Source organism: Pseudomonas sp. OST1909 (genome assembly GCF_015277575.1).
Classification (GTDB): Bacteria; Pseudomonadota; Gammaproteobacteria; order Pseudomonadales; family Pseudomonadaceae; genus Aquipseudomonas; species Aquipseudomonas synxantha_A.
Map to the genome: position 1 here is coordinate 2,839,208 of NZ_CP063780.1, position 21,029 is coordinate 2,860,236.

Sequence of the window (21,029 nt, forward strand, 5' to 3'; positions counted from 1 at the left end):
CATGCTTTCCAACCCTAATATCGACTTGGTGTCGCGCTTTCTTCGCTTGCCTCTGGAGCAGCGCCAGCAGTTTTACCAGCGCCTGCAAAGCCGGGGCATGAGTTTCGCTCAACTGCCGATTGCCTCGATCCGCGAGGACGGCCAACATCTGCCGCTGTCCTACGCTCAAGAGCGCCAGTGGTTCCTTTGGCAACTGGATCCGGACAGCACCGCCTATCACATCCCCGGGGCCCTGCGTTTGCACGGGCACTTGGACCTGGCGGCATTGCAGCGCAGTTTCGACAGCCTGCTGGCCCGGCATGAGAGCTTGCGCACACAACTGGTCGAGGACGGCGAACGCCTCTGGCAAGCGGTGATGCCCCAGGCGCGGGTGCAGATCCACCAGGCGCGTATCGACGAGGCGCAGTTGATGGCGCGGGTGGAAGCCGAAGTCGCACGGCCGTTTGATTTGCACCAGGCGCCGTTGTTGCGCGTGACGCTGTTGCAACTGGCCGAAGATGAACATGTGCTGGTGATGGTGCAGCACCACATCGTGTCCGATGGTTGGTCGATGCAAGTGATGGTCGAGGAGCTGGTGCAGTTCTACGCCGCTCACAGTCAGGGCCATGATTTGCAACTGCCTGAGCTGCCGATCCAGTACGCCGACTACGCCCTGTGGCAACGAGGCTGGATGGAGGCCGGAGAGCAGGCGCGCCAGCTGGCCTATTGGCAGGCCTTGCTGGGCGGCGAGCAGCCGGTGCTTGAGCTACCGCTGGACCGCCCGCGTCCGGCGCAGCAAAGCCATCGCGGTGCAAGCGTGCAGGTGCATCTGCCACCGGCTCTGGTGGCCGGTCTCAAGCGCCTGGCGCAGCAGGAGGGTGTGACGGCGTTCATGCTGTTGCTGGCGTCGTTCCAAGCCCTGTTGTATCGCTACAGCGGGCAGTCGGACATTCGTATTGGCGTGCCGAATGCCAACCGAAACCGCGTCGAAACCGAGCGGCTGATCGGCTTCTTCGTCAATACACAGGTGCTCAAGGCTGACCTCGACGGGCAGATGAGCTTTGCCGAACTGCTGCAACAAACCAAGCGTCGCGCCCTGGAGGCCCAGGCCCATCAGGATCTGCCGTTCGAACAACTGGTGGTGGCGTTGCAGCCCGAACGCAGCTTGAGCCACAACCCATTGTTCCAGGTGATGTTCAACCACCAGACCGATGCCCAGGGCGGCCGCGAAGGCCAGCAGTTACCGGGCCTGCGTGTGGTGGAACTGGATTGGGACAGCCCGACCACCCATTTCGATCTGAGCCTGGATACCCATGAATCCGCCGATGGCCTCTGGGCTGCGCTGACCTATGCCACTGACCTGTTTGACGCCGCTACCGTCGAGCGCTTGGCGCAGCACTGGCAGCACGTGTTGCAGGCGGTGGTGAATGCACCGCGCAGCCGTCTCTGCGAGCTGCCGATGCTGAGTGCCGTGGAGCAACAGGTGATGCTCCAGGATTGGAATGCCCCAGCTTGCGCCACCACCCTGCACGCGGTGCACCGGCTGTTTGAAGCCCAGGCCGACCGGCAGCCGGGCCGCCAGGCCCTGGCCCTGAATGACCAGGCCCTCAGCTATGGCGAACTGAATCGCCAGGCCAACCGCCTGGCGCATTACCTGCTGGCCCAGGGCATCGGCCCGCATGGGCCGGTGGGGATCTGCATCGAGCGCTCCTTTGCCATGGTGGTCAGCTTGCTGGCGGTGCTCAAGACGGGCGCAGCCTATGTGCCGTTGGACCCTGAGTACCCGCGCGAACGCCTGGTGCATATGCTTGAGGACAGCGGCGTCGGCCTGGTGTTGACTCAATCTCACCTGCGCGGGCGCCTGCCGTTGCCGGCTCATGTGTCGTCCGTGGATATTGATCTGGCCCCATTGGCGCAGTGCTCCGAGGACAATCTACCGACTGATGTCGAGCCCCAGAGCCTGGCGTACGTGATCTACACCTCCGGCTCCACCGGCAAGCCCAAGGGGGTTGCCATCAGCCATGCTGCCCTGAGTGAGTTCGTTGGCATCGCGGCGGATTACTCGCAACTGGTTGCCCAAGACCGGGTGTTGCAGTTTGCCACCCTGAACTTCGACGGTTTTGTCGAGCAGTTGTACCCGGCCCTGACCCTCGGTGCCACCGTAGTATTGCGCGGCCCGCAACTGTGGGACGGTGCCGAGCTGTATCGGCAGATCATCGCCCAGGGCATCACCTTGGCCGACTTGCCCACGGCCTACTGGAAGCTGTTCCTGCAAGACTGCCTGGCAGCGGGCCCGAGGTCTTATGGTGCCTTGCGCCAGATCCATATCGGCGGCGAAGCCATGCCGTTGGATGGCCCACTCCTGTGGCAGCGCGCAGGGCTTAGCCATGTGCGCTTGCTCAACACCTACGGGCCTACCGAGGCCACTGTGGTCTCCAGTGTGCTGGACTGCACTGACGCGAGCGCCGTCAGCGCCGCCGGTGCCAGCCCGATTGGCCGGGCGCTGCCAGGGCGTGGCCTGTATGTGCTGGACCGCGACCTGAACTTGCTGGCGCTGGGCGCAGTCGGTGAACTCTATATCGCCAGCGCCAGTGGCTTGGCCCGCGCTTATTTACAACGGCCGGGCCTGACTGCCGAACGTTTCGTCGCGGACCCGTTCGGCGCCGCAGGCGAGCGCCTGTACCGCACGGGCGACCTGGCGCGTTATCGCGCCGACGGCGTGGTGGAGTATGTCGGGCGGGTCGACCACCAGGTCAAGATCCGTGGTTTCCGCATTGAACTGGGTGAGATCGAAAGCGTACTGCTGGCTCAGGACAGTGTGCGTGAAGCCTTGTTGCTGGCCGCTGACAACCAACTGGTGGCCTACCTGGTGCCGGCACAGACGCTGTCTGAAACCGAGCGCGCGGAGGCTGGCGAACAACTGATGCTGACCTTGCGCGAACACCTGCCGGACTACATGGTGCCAGCGCACCTGATCTTCCTCGACCACATGCCTTTGAACCCCAACGGCAAGCTGGACCGCCAGGCGCTGCCCAAACCCGAAGCCGCCGCCTTGCAACAGGACTGGCTGGCGCCGGTCACGCCGTTGCAGCAACAGGTGGCAGCGATCTGGGCGGATATCCTCGGCGCCGAGCACGTGGGCCTGAACCAGCACTTTTTCGAACTGGGCGGGCATTCGCTGTTGGCGATGCAGGTGGTATCACGGATTCGCCAGACCCTGAGCCTGGAAGTGCCGCTCAAGGCCGTGTTCGAACACCCACGCCTGGAGGCATTTGTCACCGCCTTGCAGGCCCAGGACAGCCCGATGCCGACGGCGCCACCTCTGCTGCCGGCGGGCCGCGAGCAGCCCTTGCCGCTGTCTTATGCCCAGGAGCGCCAATGGTTTCTGTGGCAACTGGAGCCCCAGAGTGCGGCGTATCACATCCCCAGTGCATTACGCTTGAAAGGGCAGTTGGATCCAGGCGCGCTTCAGCACAGTTTCGATAGCTTGCTGGCGCGCCATGAAAGCTTGCGCACCCATATCCGCCAGGATCACGACGGCGCGGTGCAAGTGATTGAACCGCAGGTGACCTTGCCGATCACCCAGGCTGATGTCGATGAGGCCCAGCTTCAGGCCCGGGTAGAAGCGTTGATTGCCCAACCGTTCGACCTGCAGCAAGGCCCGTTGCTACGCGTGACGTTGCTGCGCCTGGCCGCAGACGAGCATGTGTTGGTGCTGGTGCAGCATCATATCGTCTCCGATGGTTGGTCAATGCAGTTGGTGGTCGAGGAGTTGGTGCAGTTGTATGCCGGTTACAGCCAAGGCCAGGATGTACCGCTACCGGTGTTGCCGATCCAGTACGCCGATTATGCCGTATGGCAGCGTAACTGGATGGACGCCGGCGAGAAGCAACGTCAACTGGCCTACTGGCGTGAGCTGTTGGGCGGTGAGCAGAACGTGCTGGAGTTGCCGTTCGACCACCAGCGCCCGGCGGTGCAGAGCCACCGTGGCGCGCGCCTGGCCTTCGAGCTGGCGCCCGAACTCACCCAGGGTCTCAAGGTGTTGGCGCAAGAGCAGGGCGTGACCCTGTTCATGTTGCTGCTGGCATCGTTCCAGACCTTGTTGCACCGCTACAGCGGCCAGGAAGAAATACGCGTCGGTGTGCCGATTGCCAACCGCAATCGCAGCGAGACCGAGCGGCTGATCGGCTTTTTCGTCAACACTCAGGTGCTCAAGGCGGATGTGCATGGGCAGATGAGCGTCGAGCAGTTGTTGCAGCACGTTCGGCAACGCGCGGTCCAGGCCCAGGCCCACCAGGACTTGCCGTTCGAACAGCTGGTGGAAGCCCTGCAACCTGAGCGCAGCCTGAGTCACAACCCGTTGTTTCAGGTCATGTTCAACCACCAGACCGATGTCGGCCAGGTCCAGGTTCAGCGCCAATTGCCAGCGTTGCAGGTGCAAGGGCTGGAGTGGGAAAGCAAGACCGCTCATTTCGACCTGGACCTGGATATCCAGGAGTCCACCGAAGGCATATGGGCCACCCTGGGTTATGCTCAGGACCTGTTCGAAGCCGGCACTGTGCAACGCATGGCGCGCCACTGGCAGAACCTGCTGCAGGGGATGGTTGCCAACCCACGGCAGCAGCTCAGTCAGTTGAGCTTGCTGGACGCGGCCGAACAACAACAGATCCTGCAACTCTGGAACCGCACGGATTCCGGCTTCTCGGCCGAGCGCTGGGTGCACGAATTGTTTGCCGATCGCGCCCGGGAAAACCCGGCGGCGGTGGCGGTGAAGTTCGACGCGCAAACCCTGAGCTACGGCGAACTGGATCGCCAGGCCAACCGTCTGGCTCATGCCCTTATTGCCCGTGGCGTCGGCCCGGAAGTGCGCGTGGCGATTGCCATGCCGCGCAGCGCCGAGATCATGGTGGCATTCCTGGCGGTGATGAAAGCCGGTGGCGTGTATGTGCCGCTGGATATCGAGTACCCGCGTGATCGCTTGCTGTACATGATGCAGGACAGCCGCTCGAAATTGCTGCTGACCCATTCGGCAGTGCAGCAGCGGTTGCCGATCCCGGAGGGCCTGGAAGCCTTGGCGGTGGATCAGGTACACGCCTGGTCAGGTTATAGCGAAACAGCACCGAATGTGGCGCTGGACGGCGACAACCTCGCCTACGTGATCTACACCTCCGGTTCCACCGGCCTGCCCAAGGGCGTGGCGGTGTCTCACGGGCCGTTGGTGGCGCACATTATCGCTACCGGTGAGCGTTATGAAACCTCGCCGGCCGATTGCGAACTGCACTTTATGTCGTTCGCCTTCGACGGCTCCCACGAAGGCTGGATGCACCCGTTGATCAACGGCGCCAGCGTGTTGATCCGTGATGACAGCCTGTGGTTGCCCGAATACACCTATGAGCAGATGCACCGTCATAACGTGACCATGGCGGTATTCCCGCCGGTGTACCTGCAACAGTTGGCCGAACATGCCGAGCGCGACGGCAACCCACCGGCGGTGCGGGTGTATTGCTTCGGCGGTGATGCCGTTGCTCAAGCCAGCTATGACCTGGCTTGGCGCGCGCTGAAACCCAAGTACCTGTTCAACGGCTACGGCCCGACCGAAACCGTGGTTACGCCGTTGCTGTGGAAAGCGCGCAAGGGTGACCCATGCGGTGCAGTCTACGCGCCCATCGGCACCTTGCTCGGCAACCGCAGCGGTTACGTGCTGGATTCGCAACTCAATCTGCAACCCATCGGCGTGGCAGGCGAGTTGTACCTGGGCGGCGAGGGCGTGGCCCGGGGTTACCTGGAGCGCCCGGCACTGACTGCTGAGCGTTTCGTGCCGGACCCGTTCGGCAAACCGGGCAGCCGTGTGTATCGCAGCGGCGACCTGACCCGTGGGCGTCCGGATGGGGTGGTGGACTACCTGGGGCGTGTCGACCATCAGGTGAAGATCCGCGGTTTCCGTATCGAACTGGGTGAAATCGAAGCGCGTTTGCGCGAGCAGGCCAGCGTCGGTGAAACCGTGGTGGTGGCTCAGGAGGGCCCGACCGGCAAGCAGCTGGTGGCCTATGTCGTGCCGCTGGACTCAACACTTCTGGACGACGCAGTCGCTCAATCAAACGGCCGCGAAACCTTACGTCGCGCGTTGAAATCCCGCTTGCCGGACTACATGGTGCCGACGCACTTGATGTTCCTCGAACGTATGCCGCTGACCCCTAACGGCAAGCTCGATCGCAAGGGCTTGCCGCTGCCGGATGTGAGCCAGATGCAGCAGGTGTATGTGGCACCTCAGAGCGAGTTGGAGCACAAGATCGCCACCATCTGGGCCGACGTGCTGCGCCTGCCGCAAGTCGGCTTGCATGACAACTTCTTCGAACTGGGTGGCGACTCGATCATTTCGATCCAGGTGGTCAGTCGGGCTCGCCAGGCCGGGGTGCGCTTCACGCCCAAGGATCTGTTCCAGCATCAGACCGTGCAAAGCCTGGCGACCGTCGCGCGGGAAGGCGAGGGCACGGTGCAACTGGACCAGTCGGCGCTGACCGGCGAGTTGCTGCTGCTGCCAGTGCAACAAGGCTTCTTTGCCGATGACATTCCCCAGCGTCACCACTGGAATCAGTCCGTGGTGCTGCAACCGCATCAGCCGTTGCAGGCACCGGTGTTGGTGGCCGCATTGCAGGCGTTGATTGTGCATCACGATGCCTTGCGCAGCACTTTCGTCGACGGGCCGCAAGGCTGGAGCGCAGCGTACCGCGGCCCCGATCAGCACCAGGCTGAACAGGTGCTGTGGCAAACCACCTTGAACAACGTCGAGGAGCTGGACGCCCTTGGTGAAGAAGCCCAACGCAGCCTCGACCTGGCTGTGGGGCCGTTAGTGCGTGCTGTGTTGGCGCAGTTGGCCGATGGCTCCCAGCGTTTGTTGCTGGTGATCCATCACTTGGTGGTGGACGGTGTGTCGTGGCGCATCCTGCTTGAAGACCTGCAAAGCGCTTACCGGCAACTGGCGCAGGGCACTCCTGTTGCGCTGCCGGCCAAGACCAGCGCCACCCGCGCCTGGGCCTCTCGCTTACAGACCTATGCCCGTAGCGCTGCGCTGCAACATCAACTGGCCTGGTGGCAGACGCAATTGCAAGGCAGCCCGGTCGGCTTGCCCGGCGCTGATCCACAGGCAAGCTTGAGCAATCAGCTGGCGCTGAGCGTGAGCACGCAGTTGGACGCCACGTATACGCGACGCTTGCTGCAAGACGCGCCGAGTGCCTACCGCACCCAGATCAACGACCTGCTGCTCACCGCCCTGGCGCGGGTGATCACACGCTGGAGCGGCGAGGCCTCGATGTTGATACGGCTGGAAGGCCACGGTCGTGAAGACCTGTTCGATGAGATCGACCTGACCCGCACGGTCGGTTGGTTTACCAGCCTTTACCCATTGCAACTGGTTCCGGCTGACTCCCTGGGTACTTCCCTGAAACACATCAAGGAGCAATTGCGCGCCGTGCCCGACAAGGGCCTGGGGTTTGGCGCATTGCGATACCTGGGCGATACCGAGGCGCAATTGGCGCTGGCGGCCTTGCCACGCCCACGTATTACCTTCAACTACCTGGGGCAGTTTGACGCCAGTTTTGACAATGGCGAACAGCCAGGGCTGTTCACACCGACCGGTGATGCCAGTGGTGCCGAGCAAAGCCAGCAGGCGCCTTTGGGCAACTGGCTGGAAATCAATGGCCAAGTCTTTGGCGGCGAGCTGAAATTGAACTGGAGCTTCAGCCAGGCGATGTTCGATGAGGCGACGGTGCAATGCCTGGCTGATGAATATGCAACTGAACTCAAGGCGCTGATCGACCACTGCTGTGAGTCGACGCACCAGGGCGTGACGCCGTCGGACTTCCCCCTGGCGCGCTTGTCCCAGGCACAGTTGGATGGCCTGGCGCTGAACGTGTCCGAGGTCGAAGACCTGTACCCGTTGTCACCGATGCAGCAAGGCATGTTGTTCCAATCGCTGTACGGCGAAGGCTCGGGTGACTACATCAACCAGATGCGCATTGATGTGCAGGGCCTGGACGTAGCGCGCTTCCACCAGGCATGGCAGGTGGCGGTAGAGCGTCATGAGATCCTGCGCAGCGGCGTGGTCTGGCAGGCGGAGCTTGAGCAGCCTTTGCAGGTGGTCTACAAGCAGGCGCACCTGCCGTTTGTGCAGTTGGATTGGCAAACGCGTGCAGACTGCAACCAGGCCCTTGATGACCTGGCCGAGTCGGCACGGGCCCAGGGCTTTGTGCTGGAGCAGGCGCCGTTGTTGAGCTTGACGGTGGTGCGCACGGGGGTATCGAGCTACCACCTGATCTACACCAATCACCATATCCTGATGGATGGCTGGAGTGGTTCGCAGCTGTTCGGCGAGGTGCTGCAACAGTATGCGGGTGAGGCGCTGCCCGCGCCGACCGGGCGTTATCGTGACTATATCGCCTGGCTTCAGGCGCAGGATAAAGCTGCCAGTCAAGCGTTCTGGAAAGACCAACTGGTCAACCTGCAAGAGCCTACGCGTCTGTCCCGTTCCGCACAGACTGAGGCGGATGCGGCCCTGGCGGTCAATGGCGAGCATCGCTTGAGCCTGGATGCCGCGCAAACCGAACAGCTTAGAACCTTTGCCCAACGCCACAAGGTGACCCTCAATACCCTGGTGCAAGGCGCCTGGTTGCTGCTGTTGCATCACCACACCGGGCAAGCCACCGTAGCCTTCGGCGCCACGGTGGCAGGGCGTCCGGCGCAACTTCGCGGGATTGAACAGCAGGTCGGATTGTTCATCAACACGCTGCCCGTAGTCGCGACGCCGGATGCCCAGATGTCGGTCAGCCACTGGTTGCAGCAGCTCCAGCAACAGAACGTTGGCTTGCGAGAGCAAGAGCACACGCCGCTGTTCGAGATCCAGCGTTGGGCCGGGCTGGGCGGTGAAGCCCTGTTCGACAGTATCCTGGTGTTTGAAAATTATCCGGTGTCCGAGGCGCTGGAGCAGGGTGCACCGTCGGGGTTGCGGTTTGGTGCAGTGCACAGCCTGGAGCAGACCCACTATCCATTGACCGTGTTGTTGGCCCTCGGCGAGACACTGGGCCTGGAATTCAATTACGCCCGCCAGGCCTTCAGCACAACGCATATCCAGCGCTTGGCCGAGCACTTCCAGCAGTTGCTGCTGGCCCTGGCCACCGATGGCAGTCAACGTCTTGGCGCGTTGCCGTCTCTGGCGCAGGCCGAGCGTCAGTTGGTGGTGCAGGATTGGAATGCCACGGCGGTGGACTACCCGCTCGATCAAGCAGTACACCGCTTGATCGAGGCTCAGGTGTTGCGCGCGCCGGATGCGCAAGCGTTGGTGTTTGACGGGCAAACCCTGAGTTACAGCGCGTTGAACGCCCGGGCCAACCGGCTGGCGCACCGCTTGATGGCTGCCGGAGTCGGCCCGGATGTGCTGGTGGGCCTGGCGCTGGAGCGCTCGGTGGAAATGGTGGTCGGCCTGTTGGCGGTGCTCAAGGCCGGTGGCGCCTATGTGCCGCTGGACCCGGAATACCCCGGTGACCGTCTGGCCTACATGCTGCAAGACAGTGGCGTGCAACTGCTGTTGACCCAGGCCCACCTGCTGGCGCAGCTGCCGGTTCCGGCGGGTGTGAACACTCTGGTGCTGGAGCAGGGCGATGCCTGGTTGGAGGCGTTCGGCAGCCACAACCCGGATATTACCGTGCATGGCGAAAACCTCGCCTACGTGATCTACACCTCCGGATCCACCGGCCAACCCAAGGGCGCCGGCAACCGCCATCATGCACTGACCAACCGCCTGTGCTGGATGCAGCAGGCCTATGGTCTGGACGCTCGCGACAGCGTATTGCAGAAAACCCCGTTCAGCTTTGACGTGTCGGTGTGGGAATTCTTCTGGCCGTTGATGACCGGCGCCCGCCTGGTGGTGGCGGCGCCGGGGGATCATCGTGACCCTGCCAGGCTGGTGAGCCTGATCAACTCGCAGCAGATCACCACCCTGCATTTCGTGCCGTCCATGCTGCAAGCGTTTTTGCAAGACGCGGCAGTTGCTTCGTGCCAGAGCCTGCAACGCATCGTCTGCAGCGGTGAGGCATTGCCCGCGGACGCCCAGCAACAGGTGTTCGCCAAGTTACCCCTCGCCGGGTTGTACAACCTGTACGGTCCCACCGAAGCGGCTATCGATGTGACCCACTGGACTTGTGTCGAGGAAGGCCGCGATGCCGTGCCGATTGGCCGACCGATTGCCAACCTGGGTTGCTACGTGTTGGATGACAACCTGGAGCCTGCACCGGTGGGCGTGTTGGGTGAATTGTACTTGGGCGGTATTGGCTTGGCGCGGGGTTACCATCGCCGCGCGGCACTCACCGCTGAGCGTTTTGTGACTGACCCGTTCGGTAGCGGCACACGTCTGTATCGCACCGGCGACCTGGCGCGTTATCGCGACGATGGCGTGATCGAATATGCCGGGCGCATGGACCATCAGGTCAAACTGCGTGGCCTGCGTATCGAGTTGGGAGAAATCGAAGCGCGCCTGCTGGAGCTCGACAGTGTCCGCGAAGCCGCAGTGCTGGCGGTGGACGGCACGCACCTGGTGGGTTACCTGGTGCTGCAGCAGCCGCTTGAGGATTGGAAGGCGGCGGTGGTTGCGTACCTGGCCGCGCAGTTGCCGGACTACATGGTCCCGGCGCAGTGGGTGGTGCTGACGCAGATGCCGCTGAGCCCGAACGGCAAGTTGGACCGTAAGGCACTGCCCAAGCCTGAGGCTCAGAGCGCTGAGCAACACCAGGCGCCTGTCACCGAGATCGAGCAGCAGATCGCGGCGATCTGGCGCGAGGTACTGGAGGTGGAGCGTGTGGGGCTTCGCGACAATTTCTTCGAACTCGGCGGCCATTCGCTGCGGGTGCTGATGCTCAAGGAGCGGATTCGCAAGGTCAGCGGCGTGAACCTGTCCGTCAGCCAATTGATGCTTAACCCCACCGTGGCGGGGCAGGTCAAGTGCTTGCAGGGCGATAGCCGAGCGTCGTTGATCGTCAAGCTTAACCAGCAGACGCAAGGCACGCCGTTGTTCATGTTCCACCCAAGCTTCGGCTCGGTGCATTGCTACACCGCGGTTGCCTTGGCCCTGCGTGAGCAGCGCCCGGTGTACGGGGTGATGTGTCGCGCATTGGCTGAAGACGGCGCTGCGGTGCCGCATTGGCAGGTGATGGTCGAGGATTACACCGCGCAATTGTTGGCGGCCCAACCCCATGGCGCGTTCCGCCTGGCCGGCTGGTCGTTGGGCGGTAATCTGGCCATGGAAGTGGCCTACGGTCTGGAGCAAGCCGGCCGCGAGGTTGAGTTTGTAGGCTGGATCGACGCTGCGCCGCCGCAGTGGGTCAAACCCTACTGGGATGCTGTGGAGGTCGAGGACGACCTCGAAGTCTCAGCCAATGAGCGCCGTGCCGCCTTGTTGGGGGTGATGTTCCCCGAATTTGCCGAGTCCATCCAGGGTGCCTGGCAGCAATGCCGGCAGGATACCGAGGATGAAGCGCAGCAATGGCTGGGATTCGTGAGCTGGGCTGAACAGACCTTGGGCGAAGCATTTACTGCCGTCAAAGAGGAACTGCTGCGTGGCAATGAGGCGCAGATATCCTGGGACGTTGACCGGGCACTGAGTGAGCGCTTGCTGCAGGCGGACTTCAAGCCGATCAAGGCTCCCATCAGTTGCTGGTGGGCAGCCAAGAGCCGGGCAGGGCGATTCAAGGACGTGATTGAGCAGCAGATGGCGACGGTGATCAGCCAGGGGCGTATCGAGCGCTCGGTGATGATTGAGACTGATCATGACGGCATTATCGACAGCGCGGTGTTCATCAGCAGTTTGGCGGATGCGATGAGGTAAGCCGCCGCTTTACGAGAAGCCCGGATCCTGTATCCGGGTTTTTTGTGGGTGAGCGGCATAGTCTTTTTGGCTGATGCCGATCAATGAAGCAGCCACAGACTATTTTCGTACGACAAAAAACGCCCGGTGAGCGTTCAACTCTCACCGGGCGTGCGGTCGATCAAGGGGTGCGATCAGAAGTCCCAGCGGGTGCTGACCATCACGTTGCGCGGCTCGCCGTAGGCGGCCGAATTATAGAAGCCCACGTTGCTGTAGTAGGACTTGTCGAAGATATTGTTGAAGTTGACGGTGGCCGAAAGGTTCTTGGTGACCTGGTAGCGGGTCATCAAGTCCACCAACCAGTAGGATTCCTGGGTGATGTCCTGATCTTGCTTGAGCGGCTCGTTCCAGATTGAGTTCCAGCCCTTGGTCTGCCAGCGCACCCCACCACCGATGGTGAACTTGTCCAGGTCGCCCTTGAGCTTGTAGGTGGTATTCAGGTTGACCTGATGCTCGGGCTCGAAGGTAGAGAGCTTCTTGTCGTCTTCGTCTCGTACGATCTTGTGGGTGTAGCCACCCTGCAGTTGCCAGCCTGGGCTCAACTCACCGGAGATCTCTGCTTCATATCCCTTGGTGACGGCTTTGGAGCCCTTGAACGCCCAGTTTTGCGGGGCTGGTACTTGGTTGTTATAGGCATCGTCCGAGATCGGGCGGTTGGTCTCATGCACTTCGAAGTAAGCGATGCTGGTGTTGAGACGGCCGTCGAAAAACTCGCCTTTCAGGCCCAACTCGTAGTTCTGTCCTTCGTCCGGTTCCAGCAGTTTTTCGTTGCGGTCCTTATAGGTGCTTTCCTGGGGTTGGAAAATATCGGTGTAGCTGGCGTATACCGAGAAGTTGTCGTTGAGGTCGTAGATCACGCCGGCGTAGGGAATAAAGCGACCCGTTTCCTTGTAGGAAGGATTGTTGCCGGTGACGTGATAGTTGGCCACGCGCCCACCCAGGATCACGTTCAGGTCGTCTATCACGTTAAAGCGTGCCGTCAGGTAGTAGCCGGTCTGGCGGATGGTGTCATCGATGTGCTGTTGGGCCGGGCCGTAGATCGGCTTGGCGATATGGCCGTTCCAGTTATAGAAGTCGACCTTGTTACCGCCTGGCCATTCCGGCGACCAGTAGCCCTTGCCTTGCCAGCGCGAGGTGCCGATGGACCCCCCCACCACCAGTTCATGTTCGCGACCAAACAGGCTGAACGGCCCGGTGGCGTAGAGGTCCGCCGAGGTGCTCTTGGTCTCGCCGGTGTATTTCTGGCCATTAATCTCGGCGGTGCCGTCGGCTGCTGGCTGGACGAATTGAATCGAACCCAGGTCGGCATGGTAGCTGTTGATCTTGTGGTCTAGCTGGAATTTGGTGACCCAGCCGTCACCCATGTCATGTTCGAGCATGGCGAAGGCGGTACGGGTGTTCTGCTCCCAGGAACTCCAGGTGGTGCCGTTGTTATACGAGCGGGGCATCTTGTTGATGCTGCCGTTGGAGTTGACCAGCGGGAAGGACCCGGACCAGCTCGACCCCTGCGGAATGTTGTCCTGGTAATCGAAGCCCACCGTCAGCATGGTGTCCGGGGAGAGGTCGAATTCGGTGATGCCGTAATAGGTTTCGGTCTTGCGTGAGTAGTGGTCCATGAAGGACTTTTTGTCCTGGTACGCCGCCACTGCACGCCCACGGACATTGCCGCTGTCGGTCAACGGGCCGCTGACATCCACTTCGCTGCGGTAGTTGTCCCAGGAACCCGCGCCCAGTTGGACGTGGCCCTTGAAATCCGAGGTAGGTTTCTTGCGGATCAGGTTGATGGTAGCGCCCAATGAGCCCGCGCCATTGAGCAGGCCGGTGGCCCCCTTGAGGATTTCGACACGATCATAGATCGCCATGTCGCTGAGGGTGTTGCCCGCCGAATAACCAACGTTGCGCACGGTGGACGGGATACCGTCGTACTGGAAACTGTTGACCGAAAAACCACGAGAGTAGTAGTTGGTGCGGTCGGAGTCATAGGCTGACACGGTGATGCCCGGGGTGTGGCGCATCACGTCATCCATGTTGTTGAGGCCGAAGTCCTCGATGTGCTGGCGGGTGACCACGGTGATCGACTGCGGCGTTTGCCGCGGCGTCAGGGTCAGGCGCGTAGCCGTGGCAATGGTGCCCGGCGTGTAGGAACCGGAACCTTCGGTGATGTTGCCCAAGTAGTTGGCGGTCACCTCAGTCGGGCTCAGCTCCAGCCCGCCACCGCTGCTGGCGGCGGCAACGGTCAAGGTATTGCCATTGAGGCTATAGGTGGTCTGGCTGCCAGCCAGCAACGCGTCAATGGCCTGCTGCGGCTGCATCTTGCCCTTGACGGCGCGGCTGTTCTTGCCCTGTACATCGCCCGGGCTGTACAGCACTTGCACATTGGTCTGGCGGCCAAATTCCTGCAGTGCGCTCCCCAGCGACTGTGCAGGAATATTCAGCTCGATCTCCTGGGCTTGCACATAACCTGCAATTGGCATCGACACAGCCAGCGCCAGGGCACTCGGCAAGAGGTTGATGTTCAGGGCCCGGCGCATGGATAGCGCTTTGCTCAGGGGGCTGAGACCGAGTCGTGCTGGCATGGATGCTTTCTCTTCTGTGTTTTAAGTGGGCAATTATAAGTGTTTATTGAGGTTAGTTCTCATTACCACTAGTGAGACGTTCCTACTTCGCAAAACCGGAAAAAATATTCCGACGCATCATGCAGGCTCCATTTCATGCACCACCTGGCCGGCGCGCAGGCGCACCAATTGGTCGGCAATGTCGAAATAACGGTCGTCATGGCTGATCACGATGATGGTCTTGCCCAGGCGTTTGAGGTCCGGCAGTAGCTCGGTGTAGAAGATGCGGCGAAAGGCCGGGTCCTGGTCGGCAGCCCATTCGTCGAACACCAGTACCGGGCGCTCCTCCAGCCAGGCATTGACCAGGGCCAGGCGTTTGCGCTGGCCGGTGGACAGGTCGGTGGTGCTGAACACGCCATCCTTGACGCTGACCTTGTGCGCGATTTCCAGGCGTTCCAGGTATTTGGTCGCGCTGTCCAGGGACTGGGCGGCGCTGCCTTGTACCAAATCGTCGAACAGGTAGTAGTCAGAAAACACCGTAGTGAACAACTGCCGATAATCGTCGCGTTCAGGGTCGGTCACCGCTGTGCCGTTGAGCACAATCTCGCCAGCCTGAGGGGGATACAGGCCCAGCAGCAGCTTGATCAAGGTGGTCTTGCCGCTACCGTTTTCGCCGACGATAAATACGATATCGCCTTGCTTGATGCTGAGGTTGATCGGCCCCAGATGGAACGGCTGGCTGCCTTCTACCGCTGGTGGGCTGTAGCTGACGCCACGCAGTTCAAGGCTGTTGACCAGCGGCTTTGGCGCTTCACTGTCGTCCATCAACAAGTGGGGCTCGGGCGAAGAAAAACGCTCCGACAGTTCGCTGATGCGCCCAAAGGCAATCTTGGCCTTGCCCACGACCGGCAAGTAACCCAGCAGGTGCTCCAGCGGCCCCTTCATGTACAACAGCACCAGCACGAAGCCAGTAATCACCGTAGGGTCGGGGTTGGGGTTGTACGCCTGCATCGCCAAAGCCAGGCCGATGACCACGAAGAACAGCATCGAGCCGAAGGTCTTGGCCAGAATATAAATATTGACCGAGCGCACCTGGATGTCGCTGATGCGGTCAGCGGTTTCCTGGATGCGATGGGTGTTCATGCGAAACCGCCGCGGGCGGTGCATGCGCAATTCCTTCGCGCCGGAGGCAATCGCATTGTAATAGCGCTGCAATTCATCCTCGTGGCTGCGGGCCAGGTCGAAGCCCTGGATGCCTTTGCCGCCGGCAATGAACTGCACGGCGCTACCGACAATGATCGCGACCACCATCATCAGAAACATCGGCACCGACAGGTAAGCCAGGTAACCGAGGCAACCCAGGGTAACGGTGGCGGCGATGGCCAGGGGTGTGAAGGCAAAGGAAAAATCGCTGATGGTGTCCACGTCGTGGGTCAGCACCGGGATCAGGCGGTGGGAGCGATACTGCTCGATCTGTCCGATCGGAGCTGACAGCACCTTTTCACCCAGATCCTTGCGCAGGGCGGCAATGATCCGTTGCCCGACATAGTTGGTGCCGATGTCGGAAATGATCGAACTGATAAGCGCCACCACGCACAAGGCGGCAAAGGTCAGGACCACACCCTGTGTCATGCCACCCTCGGAATGCAGAGCATTGTTGATGGTTGCCAGCAGCAGGGTGATGGCCAGGCCGCCGACCATACCGAGGGCGACGGAGACCGTAACAATGGTGCGAAAGGGCCGGAGCAATGCGAGCAAACCTTTGAAGGCGCCGCGCTTGGGGTCGGTCATAAATACTTCCCGGGAAATGAAAAAGAGGGGGCTGGGCACACAGACCCTTACCCATGACAAACGAAGCATCGGCGTGACTATTTAGCTCGGTGCGCCAGGCGGTGGCAGTGAGCGATAAATTGCCTGGGGCCTGGTTCGTTCTTGTTGTGTAGGCGCACGCGTATCGACGCTGTGCGTGGCCCTTTCAGCGAGAGCGAAACAAATGACGAAAAAGAACCTGGTGTATGTCTGGTCCCTGAGAAATGCCGCTGCCGACAAGGCCGGGCAGCCGGTGGCCTATAAGGACCACGAGCGCTACATGAAGTCGGTGCTGGAGTTTCTGGTGGGCTCGCTCAACGACACGCCGCTGGGCGAGGTCTACAACCTGGTGGGCGTGGTGTATGACGACGATGAGCAAAACCCGCGCGACCAGCAGTTGGTCGCGGACTATGGCTTCGCCTACAAGCCGGGCCGCCAGTGGTTGTACCCGGCGGATTTGCGCGTGCAGGGCAAGTTGGTCAATAACCTGCTGCTGAGCGTGCCATCCACCTATCGCCGGCTGCCACGGGGCAGCGCCGAACATATCGCTGGCAAGCAGGATTTCGAGCGGCGCCTGCATGACACCCTGGTGGAGTTGAAGGCCGACATCGTGGTACTTGACGGTTTGCTGGTGATCCTCGATGAACTGGTGCGTCCGGGCGCGCCGTTTGCGCGGCGCATCATGAACATTCATCCGGGCATCACCCGCATCGAATCGCCTTACGAGCGCCGTGGGGCCTACGCCACCTGGAATGCGCTGTACGGCGCGCGTGGGCAAGCGGTTGTAGATTGGGCGACCAGGCAGACGCAGCCGTGCGAGCCGCTGTACCTGACCGGGGCATCGTTCCATTACGTGGATAACGGTATCGACTCCGGTGAAGTGTTCCACGACGTGCTCAAGACAGAGATTTCGCCCGAGGACACCATCCTCGAACTGCGCTGGAACAACTTCAATAACAGCCTGTTCCCGGCGCTGCACGAAGGCTTGGAGCTGTTGGCCAAGCAAGGCTGAGCACAATCTTGCTGATGCATGGGATCTAAATGTGGGAGGGGGCTCGCTCCCGATGAGGGCATGTCAGTCAATGCATGGGTGACTGACACACCGCTATCGGGAGCAAGCCCCCTCCCACAATTTAGAGCTCGCGCACTACCCGAAAGCCAATCCAGTCGCCGCGTGTCTGCGGATAGATGTTGTTGCGATTGCCCGAACGCGAAAACACCGGCGCCTCGCCCCAGTCATTGCCGCGAATCTGGTAAGCCTCACAGTTCGGCTCCACCCACGCACTGCCATCAGTCGGTGCGCCGATGTAGTTCGGGTGCTCGCAATCGGCTACCCGCTCATACACATTGCCGTGCATGTCATACATCCCGAACGCATTCGGCGGGTAGCTGCCGACCGGCGACGAATAGCTATAGCCGTCCGCCGGGCCGTAGGTGTTGGCGTGCTTGGCGATGCTGTAGCCCTTGCCCTCGTCGAACGGGAAGGGGAACGGTCCGGTGGTACCGGCGCGCGCGGCGTATTCACGCTGGGCTTCGCTGACCATGTGGTACGTGTGCCCGGTCTTCTTCGACAACCAACTCACGTATTGCTTGATGTCGTCCATGTCCATGCACACTGCCGGCTGGCGTGGGCCCTGGGGGTAGCGTGGCTTGCTGGCGATACATTCGCGGCCGGGGCGGTCGTCGCCGTTGGCGATCTTCACGCCGGTCTGGCGCACGTAACTGTCCCATTCGCCGGCGGTGATGTGGAAACGGCTCATGGCGAACGGCTTGGCGAAGGTCACTTCATGCATCGGGCCTTCATCGGGCTCGCGCCCCACTTCATCGTCCGGGGTGCCCATGGTGAAGGTGCCGGCGGGTAGCACCACCATCTCGGGGCAGTCCTTGCAGTCCTTGAAGACCTTGCCCGGCTGCGGGGCGGCAGCCTGGGCAAGGTTGGGCAGCAGGGCCCCACACAGGGCGGTGAGTGCCAGGGCGGTCAGGGGTTTGAGTCGGGATGGAGTCATGTGGGCATCTCGTTCAAAGGGAAAAAGGTCATAACCGCTGGCTCAGCAAGGTCATGAAGCGCTGGATCTCGGCCGAGTTGTTGAGCAGGCCGGGCGAGGTACGAATGACCGGGCCGACGTCACGGTCTACCGCGTCCACCACCACGCGGTTTTTCATCAGGTGGGCCGCAACTGCATCGCTGTCCTGGCCCTTGACCCGAAAGAAGGTGAAGCCCGCCGACAGCTCGGGGCTGCGTGGTGTGACCAGTTCGATCTGCGAGTGAGCCAGCAACTGGTCTTTCAGTTCGGTATTGAGCGCATGGATGCGTGCCTGTACCGGCGCCTTGCCCAACTGCAGGTGCAACTTGAAGGCTTCGTCGGCGGCCCAGCGATGTTCGAAGGCGTGGTAGCCGCCGGGTGTCATGGTCGTGGCGAAGTCCTTGTCTTCCGAGAAGGTCGGTATCATCGGTGTGACGTATTTGTTTTCGGTCTCGCGGGCGCACACCAGGCCGGTGCCGCGCGGGCCGAACATCCACTTGTGGGTGCCTGATATAAAGAAGTCGCAGTGCATGTCCGGGAAGTCGAGGTTCTCGACGCCGAAGCCGTGCACGCCGTCGACCACATAGAGAATGCGGTCCGGCTCGTCGCGGTTGCGGTTGTGTTCGTCCACCAGCTTGCCGATCTCGCCGATGGGCAATTTCACGCCGCTGCCCGACTGCACCCACGTCATGCCCAATACGCGAGTGTTGGGGCGGATATTGCGCTGGATATTGCTCAGCACCTCATCGACCGATACCTGATTGGCGTTTTCGAACAGGCGTATTTTACGAACCTGGGTTTGCTCCTTGCGCACTCTGAAATCCAGGCTGAACTCGGTGGCATAGTGCTCGTGCACGGTGGTGAGGATTTCCTGGTCGGCGCGCACCTTGATCCCGCCGTAAATCATCGCCAGCCCTTCGGATGTGCTACCGGTGAGGGCGATCTGTGCGGGTTTGGCCTTCAAATAGCGGCCGGCCCACTCGCGTACCTGGCCTTCGCGCTTCCAGGTCTCCTGCAGGTCCCAGTCCATGGCCAGCCCGGGGTTGCGATCGATCTGCTGGCGGTAGCGTTCAATGGCTTCGCGCACCGGCTTGGGGTGCGAGGCCACCAGGAAGTTGGAAAAGTGCAGGTAGTCCGGATCCTGGTTGAACAGCTGTTTGAGTCCCGTCCATGGGTCGTTTGTAGAGGCTGCCCGTGCCTCGGGCAGCAGTGCGGCGCCCAGTGGCAGGCTCGCGGCAAAGACGCCGGCCTGCTTGAGAAATGTACGGCGGTCGGTCATGGACTTACTTCGTGCTGGTTAGCGATTGGCCAATGGTTTGGCGGCTTTTTGTACCTGGTCCCACACCCGCAGGAAGTTGCCGCCCCACAGTTTGGCAATATCGGCTTCGGAGTAGCCGCGCTGGATCAATTCGGCGGTGACGTTGCGTACTTCGCCAACGTTCTCCCAGCCCTGCAAACCGCCGCCGTCGTTGAAGTCCGAGGCGATGCCGACGTGATCGATGCCGATCTTGCGCACGGTGTAGTCGATGGCGTCTCCCAGGTCCTTGAGGGTGGCCTTGGGTTCTTCTTCAAGGATGGCGTACAGCGCGCTGGCATACTCGCCGAAGCGTTGCTCGGGCCAGGCGGCAATGATTGCATCGCCGGGCATCAAGGCCATGGCCAGGTTGGGCAGTGGTGGCAGGTCGAAGCGTGCGCGCAGGGTGTTGAGCTTGTCCTGGGTCGGCTGGCTCAAGGGGCGCAGGTACGCGGGGAAGCCCACCACCTGCACCACGCCGCCGCTGTTCTTGATCAGTTGCAGTTCTTTGTCGCTGAGGTTGCGCGGGATATCCACCGACGCCCGAGGCGCCGAGTGGGATGCCACCATCGGCGTGCGGCTCAACTGCGCGACTTGCTCCAGGGCCTTGGTCGACATTTGCGATACATCGATGATCACGCCCAGGTCATTCAGGCGATGCACCGCCTGCTGGCCGATCGGCGACAGACCTTCGAGGGCGTCGGGGGAGTCATTGAAAAACGGCAGCGGGCGCGACGAGTCGGACCAGGCGTTATTGCCGATGTAGCTGAACCCGAACATGCGCATGCCGCGTGCGGCCCACAGGTCCAGCTGGTTGAGGTCGTTGCCCAGCGGGTAGGCGTTGAGCATGCTGATAAAGATCGCGAACTTGCCTTCGCCGTGCAGGCGCCGCATATCGTCCGGGGTGTAGGCGATGCCCACCTGGTTGGGAAAGTCGCGCACCATGCCAGAGATGATCTTGTAGCGCACCTCCTGCTCGTGGCGGGCCTCTTCGACAAAACCGTCGGTGGGCTTGTGCGGGGCGTTGTCGCCGTTCCAGATCTCCGGCCAGCCGAAGATCGTCAGTGCGGCACCCGACAATCGGCCCCGCGCCGCCTTGGCCAGGTCGAACTGGCCGCTGCCATCCTTGTCGGCTTCATTGCCCGCCGTGCCGAAATCCAGGGGCAGGGTGATGTGGCTGTCGAACGACAACAGGCGATCCTGCATTTCATTGGCCTGCTTTATCACCTCCAGCGGGTAGCCGGCGTTGCCCTTGAACCATTGGTCCCAGACCAGAAAGCCGGCCCCGGCGCCGATAGCCAGGGCCAACGGCAGGCCGATATACAACGCCTTTTTCGAACGTGATTTTGTCATTGCCATCTCAGTCAGTTGCGGCCTTTGCTATCAGGGAAGAACGAGCGCTGGCGGGGGAAATTTAGGCAGCGCTGGCGCGACGGTAAATTTCAGTGGGCTGCAAA

At 61.6% G+C, this 21,029-nt stretch carries 7 protein-coding genes; 2 read left to right on the forward strand and 5 right to left on the reverse strand.

What is annotated here, in order from left to right; translation table 11 throughout:
* The first annotated feature begins 1 nt into the window (after window position 1).
* Window positions 2–11,851, forward strand: a complete 11,850-nt coding sequence (locus IH404_RS12415) for a non-ribosomal peptide synthetase (RefSeq protein ID WP_194440531.1) — start codon at window positions 2–4, stop codon at window positions 11,849–11,851.
* 173 nt (window positions 11,852–12,024) lie between these two features.
* Here IH404_RS12415 and IH404_RS12420 read toward each other — a convergent pair whose 3' ends face one another.
* Both IH404_RS12420 and IH404_RS12425 read right to left on the reverse strand, forming a co-directional pair.
* Window positions 12,025–14,466: a TonB-dependent siderophore receptor gene (locus IH404_RS12420; RefSeq protein ID WP_005787637.1), complete on the reverse strand. Its 2,442-nt coding sequence runs from the start codon at window positions 14,464–14,466 to the stop codon at window positions 12,025–12,027.
* A gap of 117 nt (window positions 14,467–14,583) precedes the next feature.
* The gene (locus IH404_RS12425) at window positions 14,584–16,236 is read right to left on the reverse strand and encodes a cyclic peptide export ABC transporter (RefSeq protein WP_005787638.1); all 1,653 of its coding nucleotides are present in this window, start codon (window positions 16,234–16,236) and stop codon (window positions 14,584–14,586) included.
* A gap of 202 nt (window positions 16,237–16,438) precedes the next feature.
* On the opposite strand from IH404_RS12425, the gene IH404_RS12430 reads away from it, so the two are divergent.
* Window positions 16,439–17,266 carry a formyltransferase family protein gene (locus tag IH404_RS12430; RefSeq protein WP_194440532.1) on the forward strand — a complete coding sequence of 276 codons (828 nt, stop codon included), beginning with the start codon at window positions 16,439–16,441 and terminating at the stop codon, window positions 17,264–17,266.
* Window positions 17,267–17,387: 121 nt separating this feature from the next.
* Here IH404_RS12430 and IH404_RS12435 read toward each other — a convergent pair whose 3' ends face one another.
* From IH404_RS12435 to pvdM, 3 genes are read right to left on the reverse strand one after another with little or no spacing between them, the layout of a single operon-like run.
* The gene (locus IH404_RS12435; protein WP_005787642.1) at window positions 17,388–18,260 is read right to left on the reverse strand and encodes a formylglycine-generating enzyme family protein; all 873 of its coding nucleotides are present in this window, start codon (window positions 18,258–18,260) and stop codon (window positions 17,388–17,390) included.
* Between the two features lie 28 nt (window positions 18,261–18,288).
* Window positions 18,289–19,557 (reverse strand): aminotransferase class V-fold PLP-dependent enzyme, encoded by a 1,269-nt coding sequence (locus IH404_RS12440; RefSeq protein WP_194440533.1) that lies wholly within the window; start codon window positions 19,555–19,557, stop codon window positions 18,289–18,291.
* Between the two features lie 18 nt (window positions 19,558–19,575).
* Window positions 19,576–20,925 carry a pyoverdine-tailoring dipeptidase-like protein PvdM gene (gene pvdM, locus IH404_RS12445; protein WP_005787645.1) on the reverse strand — a complete coding sequence of 450 codons (1,350 nt, stop codon included), beginning with the start codon at window positions 20,923–20,925 and terminating at the stop codon, window positions 19,576–19,578.
* Between the last annotated feature and the right edge of the window lie 104 nt (window positions 20,926–21,029).

Bases quoted from the DNA above. Each gene is read 5' to 3' on its own strand.
- IH404_RS12415 (WP_194440531.1), top strand. From the start codon at position 2: ATGCTTTCCAACCCTAATATCGACTTGGTGTCGCGCTTTCTTCGCTTG.
- IH404_RS12420 (WP_005787637.1), bottom strand. From the start codon at position 14,466: ATGCCAGCACGACTCGGTCTCAGCCCCCTGAGCAAAGCGCTATCCATG.
- IH404_RS12425 (WP_005787638.1), bottom strand. From the start codon at position 16,236: ATGACCGACCCCAAGCGCGGCGCCTTCAAAGGTTTGCTCGCATTGCTC.
- IH404_RS12430 (WP_194440532.1), top strand. From the start codon at position 16,439: ATGACGAAAAAGAACCTGGTGTATGTCTGGTCCCTGAGAAATGCCGCT.
- IH404_RS12435 (WP_005787642.1), bottom strand. From the start codon at position 18,260: ATGACTCCATCCCGACTCAAACCCCTGACCGCCCTGGCACTCACCGCC.
- IH404_RS12440 (WP_194440533.1), bottom strand. From the start codon at position 19,557: ATGACCGACCGCCGTACATTTCTCAAGCAGGCCGGCGTCTTTGCCGCG.
- pvdM (WP_005787645.1), bottom strand. From the start codon at position 20,925: ATGACAAAATCACGTTCGAAAAAGGCGTTGTATATCGGCCTGCCGTTG.